Origin of the sequence: uncultured Lamprocystis sp., from assembly GCF_903933125.1 — a bacterium.
In the GTDB taxonomy this organism is placed as follows: Bacteria; Pseudomonadota; Gammaproteobacteria; order Chromatiales; family Chromatiaceae; genus Thiodictyon.
Genome location: NZ_CAIZIZ010000341.1, coordinates 1 through 6,425, shown reverse-complemented (window position 1 = coordinate 6,425; position 6,425 = coordinate 1). Strand labels below are relative to the sequence as shown.

The following is a 6,425-nucleotide window of genomic DNA, read 5'->3' as shown; positions in this document are numbered from 1 at the left end:
CTGTACTCGCTCAACAAGCCGGATGATTTCATCCTCGCCATCGTCGAGTTCCAGGACGCCGACGCGCACCGGGTACACTACCTGCGCCAGCCCTTCCAGCGCGAGCCGGACTTTGGAGTGACCAGCGTTAACTACACCTTCAGCGATTTGCTGGTAAGGGCCGGAGAACCATCATGATGAATGCTTCTTTGCAGGTGCGGCGCGTTCCGTCGTCATGTTCCATTTATGCTTCTGCAATTGAGCACTTTCGGAGTTTTCAATCATGACAGTGCTTATCAATAGCCTGGATATCGATGGTTTTAGAGCGCTTGCTGACCTGAAAATTGATGGTCTTGGCAGGGTCAATCTCGTGACCGGCAAGAACAACTCCGGGAAGTCTACTCTGCTCGAGGCTATCAGAATCCTTGCAACCGGCGGTGCGTTAAGAACGCTCTATGAAATCTTGAATTATCGCGAAGAACTAGGCTCAAACAACGAAGCCGACCGCACGTACCTGCCAACTGATCTCGCGCCATTCTGTAGCCTGTTCACTGGTTTCCCGGACCTCGGCTCAAGCAAACACGGGTTTTCCATCGCTGCCAAGGGTACCTTGCCGGCATCAATGTCCCGGATGAGTGCGAATATCAATTGGTTCATCAGGAAAACTGATCCAGATCGGCAAGGGTTTGCGTATGAGCTGATGGGGAGCGACTTGTTTGATGACGTAGACGGGTTTCCCGCCCTTGACCTGGATATTGCAGGTCGCAAACGTATTGTCCCGCTGGACCGGCTTCAGCGGCGCTTTCCGATTCGCCCTGAATCAGATGCCAATCCTGTCCCCTGCGTCTATCTGGACCCGTTTAGTTCGCGCTCTACCAGTCAGATGGGCGTTCTTTGGGATGCCATTGCGCTTCGGGATGTAGAGCAGGAAATCGTCAAGGCCCTGAAAGTGGTTTCCGATGACATCCAGGCGGTTTCAGTGATCGGCGGCGACGAACGCAGTCCCCGTGCGCGTACGGCCATTGCGAAAAGCAATCGCTATACGTCTCCGGTCCCTTTACGCAGCTTCGGCGACGGGGTCAATCGGCTATTTGGCATCATTCTTTCTCTGTGCAATGCAGGTAATGGTGTGTTGCTCGTCGATGAGATAGAAAATGGCCTACACTATTCAGTACAAACCGATATCTTTCGCACCATTTTCCGCCTTGCAAAGGACTTGAATGTCCAGGTATTTGCCACTTCACATAGTTGGGATTGTGTGCGCGCTTTCCAGGAGGCGGCGAGCGAGAGCCCAGAGGATGGTGTGCTTGTCCGTCTATCCAGAAAGGACGACCAAGTCATTCCAACGCTGTTCACGGAGCAAGAACTGAAGATAGTTACCCGTGACCAAATCGAGGTGAGGTAGCGATGACCGGCAAACGCGTACTGATGGTCGAAGGACCGGATGACGAGCATGTGGTCAAGCATATCTGCGACCAGCGGCAACTCGGTATGATAGAGAAAATTCGTGCTTATGGCGGCAAAGACTCCTTGATCGAGGGCATTGGCGTGCGTCTGAAGGAAAGCGACATTGCTGTGCTTGGAATCATTCTGGATGCCGATACCGACCTGCAAGCGCGATGGCAGGCGGTGACTGCCCGCTTGAAGATGGCGGGATACAACAGTATGCCTGTCTCTCCGGTTGCCGAAGGAACCGTTATCGAATCGCCTTTGAACTCGCTGTTACCTCGGGTAGGCATCTGGCTCATGCCGGATAATCTACTACCCGGTATCCTTGAGGACTTTCTCCGCTTTCTGGTGCCCCAAGGAGATGTTTTGCTGGCCCATGTGGACCAGGCTATTGATAATATTCCGTCCGGGCACCGAAGGTTTTCGGATGTAAGAGCAGCCAAGGCGCGGATTCATACCTGGCTTGCTTGGCAGGAAGAGCCCGGCAAGCCCTTCGGTCAGGCCATTTCAGCACACTATCTTGACCCCAACTTGCCGGCGGCGAATACCTTCGCCACCTGGTTACAAAGGACATTCTTCTTGTGACGCCCCCTAAGAAAAAACTGATCGAAGTCGCACTGCCGCTGGAGGCGATCAACAAGGCATCCGCGCGGGAGAAGTCTATCCGTCATGGGCACCCCTCCACGCTGCACTTGTGGTGGGCGCGGCGACCGCTGGCGGCGGCGCGGGCGGTGATCTTTGCGCAGATGGTCGATGATCCGTCGGCGCATCCGGACATCTTCAAGACCGAGAAGGCGCAGGAGAAGGAGCGGCAGCGGCTGTTCCGTATCATCGAGGACCTGGTGCTGTGGGAGAACACCACCAACGAGACGGTGTTGCAACGGGCACGCGACGAGATTTGGCAGAGTTGGCGGTACACCTGTGCCGAGAACGCTAGCCACCCACGCGCCAAGGAGCTGTTCGACCGCGCTAAGCTGCCGGCCTTTCATGATCCCTTTGCCGGTGGCGGCGCGCTGCCTTTGGAGGCGCAGCGGCTGGGACTGGAGAGCTATGCTTCCGACCTGAACCCGGTGGCAGTTCTCATCAACAAGGCGATGATCGAAATTCCGCCGCGCTTTTCAGGCAATCCACCGGTGAATCCGAAGACGCGTGCTGATGCCGCGAGCGGTGGTAGTTGGAAGGGAGCGACTGGATTGGCTGAAGACGTGCGGTACTATGGGCAATGGATGCGCGATCAGGCCGAGCGGCGCATCGGTCACCTCTACCCCAAGGTCGAGGTCACGGCGGCGATGGCGCAAGAGCGGCCGGATCTGAAGAATTACGTCGACCGGAAGCTCACCGTCATCGCCTGGCTTTGGGCACGTACCGTTAAGAGTCCGAACCCGGCCTTCGCCAATGTCGCCGTACCGCTCGCCTCTACCTTCGTGCTCTCCACCAAGCCGGGCAAGGATGCCTATGTCGAGCCTGTGATCGAAGGCGGCGGTTATCGATTCACGGTGAAGGTCGGCAAGTCAAAGGATGCCGAAGCGGCGAAGAATGGCACCAAGCTCTCGCGCGGCGCAAACTTCCAGTGCCTGATGTCAGGGGCGCCGATCGCATCAAACCATATCTACGACGAGGCCAACGCCGGTCGCATGGGCGCACGATTGATGGCGATCGTCGCCGAGGGCGACCGCGGGCGGGTCTATCTCGCGCCGACGGCAGAAATGGAGGCCGTCGTCCTGAGTGTGCAGCCGGTGTGGAAGCCGGAAGTCACCATGCCCGAGAACCCGCGCTGGTTCTCGCCGCCGCTCTACGGCCTGAAGACCTACGGCGACCTCTTTACCCCCCGCCAACTTGTGGCACTGACCACGTTTTCCGATTTGGTCCAGGAAGCGCGCGAGCGGGTGAAGCACGACGCTACTGCCGCGGGCCTGCCCGACGATGGCAAAGCTCTGGAGAAACTTGGTGCTGGCTCGACGGCGTACGCGGATGCTGTAGGGGTGTATTTGGCACTTGCTGTCGACAAGGTTGCTGACCGTAACTCGACCGTTTGTGCTTGGGCCTCTCTGCGCGAGCACGCAAGAAACACATTTGGCAGACAAGCAATACCGATGGTCTGGGACTTTGCTGAGAGCAATCCCCTTTCGGATTCGAGTGGGAACTATGCGGGGGGAATTGTTTCCATCGTTGCCGGGCTTGGCTCGTTAAACCCCACAGCAGCGGGGCATTCAGGTCAAGTGGATGCTCAGTCGCAAGATGTCGCTTCTGCCAAGGTCGTCTCGACGGATCCGCCTTACTACGACAACATCGGCTATGCCGATCTGTCGGACTTTTTTTACGTCTGGCTACGCCGTGCACTGAAGCCTGTCTTTCCTGACCTCTTCGCCACACTGGCTGTTCCCAAGGCCGAGGAGTTGGTGGCTACGCCCTATCGCCATGGCAGTAAGGAGAAGGCCGAAACCTTCTTCCTAGACGGCATGACTCAGGCGATGCACCGGCTCGCCGAGCAGGCCCATCCGGCCTTCCCGGTCACAATCTACTACGCATTCAAGCAGGCAGAAAGCGATGGCGCGGACGGCACGACCAACACTGGCTGGGACACTTTCCTCGCCGCCGTCATCGAGGCTGGCTTCGCCATCAGCGGTACATGGCCAATGCGCACGGAGTTGGACAGACGCATGATTGGCTCAGGCACCAACGCACTGGCCTCTAGCATCGTCCTCGTCTGCCGCAAGCGCCCCGCCGACGCACCCACCGCCACCCGCCGCGAGTTCGTTGCTGCGCTCAAGGCGGAATTGCCAGCAGCACTGGCGCACTTACAGAAGGGCAACATCGCCCCGGTTGACCTGGCTCAGGCAGCGATTGGCCCCGGTATGGCGGTCTACACCCACTTCGCAAAGGTACTCGACGCCGAGGGTAATGCGATCCCGGTGCGTGCCGCGCTGGCATTGATCAACCAAACCCTGGACGAAGCCCTGGCCGAACAGGAGGGCGACTTCGACGCGGATTCCCGCTGGGCGCTGGCGTGGTTCGAGCAGATGGCGTTCAACGAGGCCGAGTTCGGGGTCGCCAACGTCCTGGCCCAGGCCAAGAACACCGGGATGGACGGGCTGGTTGAGGCCGGCATCATCGTCTCGGGAAAAGGCAAGGTTCGCCTGTTGCGGCCAAGCGAACTACCCGCCGACTGGGACCCGATCACCGACAAGCGCTTGACCGTTTGGGAGATGGTCCACCAGCTGATACGCGTACTGGAGTCCGGCGGCGAGGGCGCGGCGGCGGCCTTGGTCGCCAAGCTCGGCAGTCAGGCCGAGACCGCCCGTGAACTGTGTTACCGCCTCTACACCCTATGCGAGCGCAAGAAGCGCGCGACCGAGGCGATGGCCTACAACGGCCTGGTGCAGAGTTGGCCCGAGATCACCCGACTGGCCCAAGCGTCGCCGCGCGCTGCCACTCCGGGCACCGGCGACCTGTTCGATGACGACGGGGGTCGATGATGAGTCTGATCGATGATGCAATGGCATGCCTCAAACCAGCGGTACCGGCTGGCACCCGGCTGATTGTGTTCGGCTCGCAGGCGCGTGGTGATGCACGGGCAGACAGCGACCTCGACTTGCTGGTCGTTGAGCAGGAGGTGCCGGACCGGTTCGCGGAGATGGCACGCCTCGCCACCCTGCTGGGTCGGCGCCTGATCCCTGCCGACGTGGTGGTGATGAGCGCGGACGCCTTCGAGCGCCAGAAAACGGTGATCAACACCCTGGCCTGGCGCGCGGCAAGGAAGGGCAGGCGTATGACCTGGCCGCTTGAGCACGCGCTGGCGCTGCTGGCCCGTGCGCGCGACGACTGTTATGTCGTATGCCACTTGGGCGCCGATGTGGACGCGCCCGCCTGGGTGCTCGGCTTTCACGCTCAGCAAGCCGTGGAGAAGGCACTCAAGGCGGTGCTCTCCGGGGCCGGACTGGCGTATCCGCGCACCCACAACCTGGTGATGCTGAGCGAACTGCTGCGCACGGCCGCGATTGCCCTGCCGCCGGATGTCGATGACTTCGGCCGACTGGTTCCCTATGGCGTGGTCTTGCGCTACGAGGACGCGACGGCCGATAACCCGCCGCCGATGGAGCCAGCGTGGTTCGAAGCCGTGGTGACGCGAACGATCGACTGGGCGAGTGAACGCCTGAACGACAGACAGGACTGAAATGGCCATAACGAATCACGAACGTGTCGGCAAGTCGCTGGAACTGCTGAAGGTCGGTCTCGGTTCCTTCGTTGAGCGCGAGTTGAGGGCGCGGTACGGCGATGGTTGGGCCGACGAGGCGAAAGTCGTCCTGTCCGACACCCGCCTGGGTGCCGGCAAGGAGGAACCGCTCCAGGATGTCGCCGCCTTGCTGGTCATCATGGATCGTAAATGGGGTGAGGTCTTCCGCCAAATTCTCGGTAAGACCGAACGCAGCCTGGTGAACGAGATCATTGCCGTGCGCAACCGGTGGGCGCATCAAGAGCCCTTCTCCAGCGACGACGCTTATCGCGCCCTGGATTCGGTCGCGCGCCTGTTGTCCGCCGTCTCGGCCCCCGAGTCCGAGGAAGTGGACCGGATGAAGATGGAACTGCTGCGCCAGCGCTTCGACGAGCAGGCGCGCGGCGAGAAGCGCAAGTCGGTGAGTCAGGCCATCGAGAGCGGGGTGACGGGGAGCCTGAAGCCCTGGCGTGAGGTGGTGATGCCCCATGAGGACGTGGCCAGCGGCCGGTACCAGCAGGCCGAGTTCGCCGCGGATTTGTGGCAGGTGCATCTGGGCGAGGGCACAGCCGAGTACCGTGACCCGGTCGAGTTCTTCCGGCGTACCTATCTCACTGAGAGCCTCAAGGGGATGCTGGTGGGTGCCCTGCGGCGGCTCTCGCCCGCTGCGACCGGGGCGGGTGGCGACCCGGTCATCCAGTTGCAGACCAACTTCGGTGGCGGCAAGACGCACTCGATGCTGGCGCTCTACCACCTGTTCTCCGGTATCGCGCCGACCGAATTG

Annotated in this window: 5 protein-coding genes; all 5 read left to right on the top strand. The window is 60.4% G+C overall.

All coding sequences use genetic code 11. The features are described from left to right. Window positions 1–262: 262 nt before the first annotated feature. The gene (locus tag QZY03_RS17720) at window positions 263–1,384 is read left to right on the top strand and encodes an ATP/GTP-binding protein (RefSeq protein ID WP_295583384.1); all 1,122 of its coding nucleotides are present in this window, start codon (window positions 263–265) and stop codon (window positions 1,382–1,384) included. Window positions 1,385–1,386: 2 nt separating this feature from the next. Beyond that, the gene (locus tag QZY03_RS17715) at window positions 1,387–2,013 is read left to right on the top strand and encodes a DUF3226 domain-containing protein (protein WP_295583382.1); all 627 of its coding nucleotides are present in this window, start codon (window positions 1,387–1,389) and stop codon (window positions 2,011–2,013) included. Next, window positions 2,010–4,904, top strand: a complete 2,895-nt coding sequence (locus tag QZY03_RS17710) for a DUF1156 domain-containing protein (protein ID WP_295583380.1) — start codon at window positions 2,010–2,012, stop codon at window positions 4,902–4,904. The genes QZY03_RS17715 and QZY03_RS17710 overlap by 4 nt, the downstream gene beginning before the upstream one ends. A 20-nt stretch (window positions 4,905–4,924) precedes the next feature. Beyond that, complete coding sequence (locus QZY03_RS17705) at window positions 4,925–5,602, top strand: HEPN domain-containing protein (protein WP_295583379.1); 678 nt, start codon at window positions 4,925–4,927, stop codon at window positions 5,600–5,602. Between the two features lies 1 nt (window position 5,603). Continuing rightward, window positions 5,604–6,425: Swt1 family HEPN domain-containing protein (locus QZY03_RS17700; protein WP_295583377.1), on the top strand; the 822-nt coding region annotated here is incomplete at its 3' end.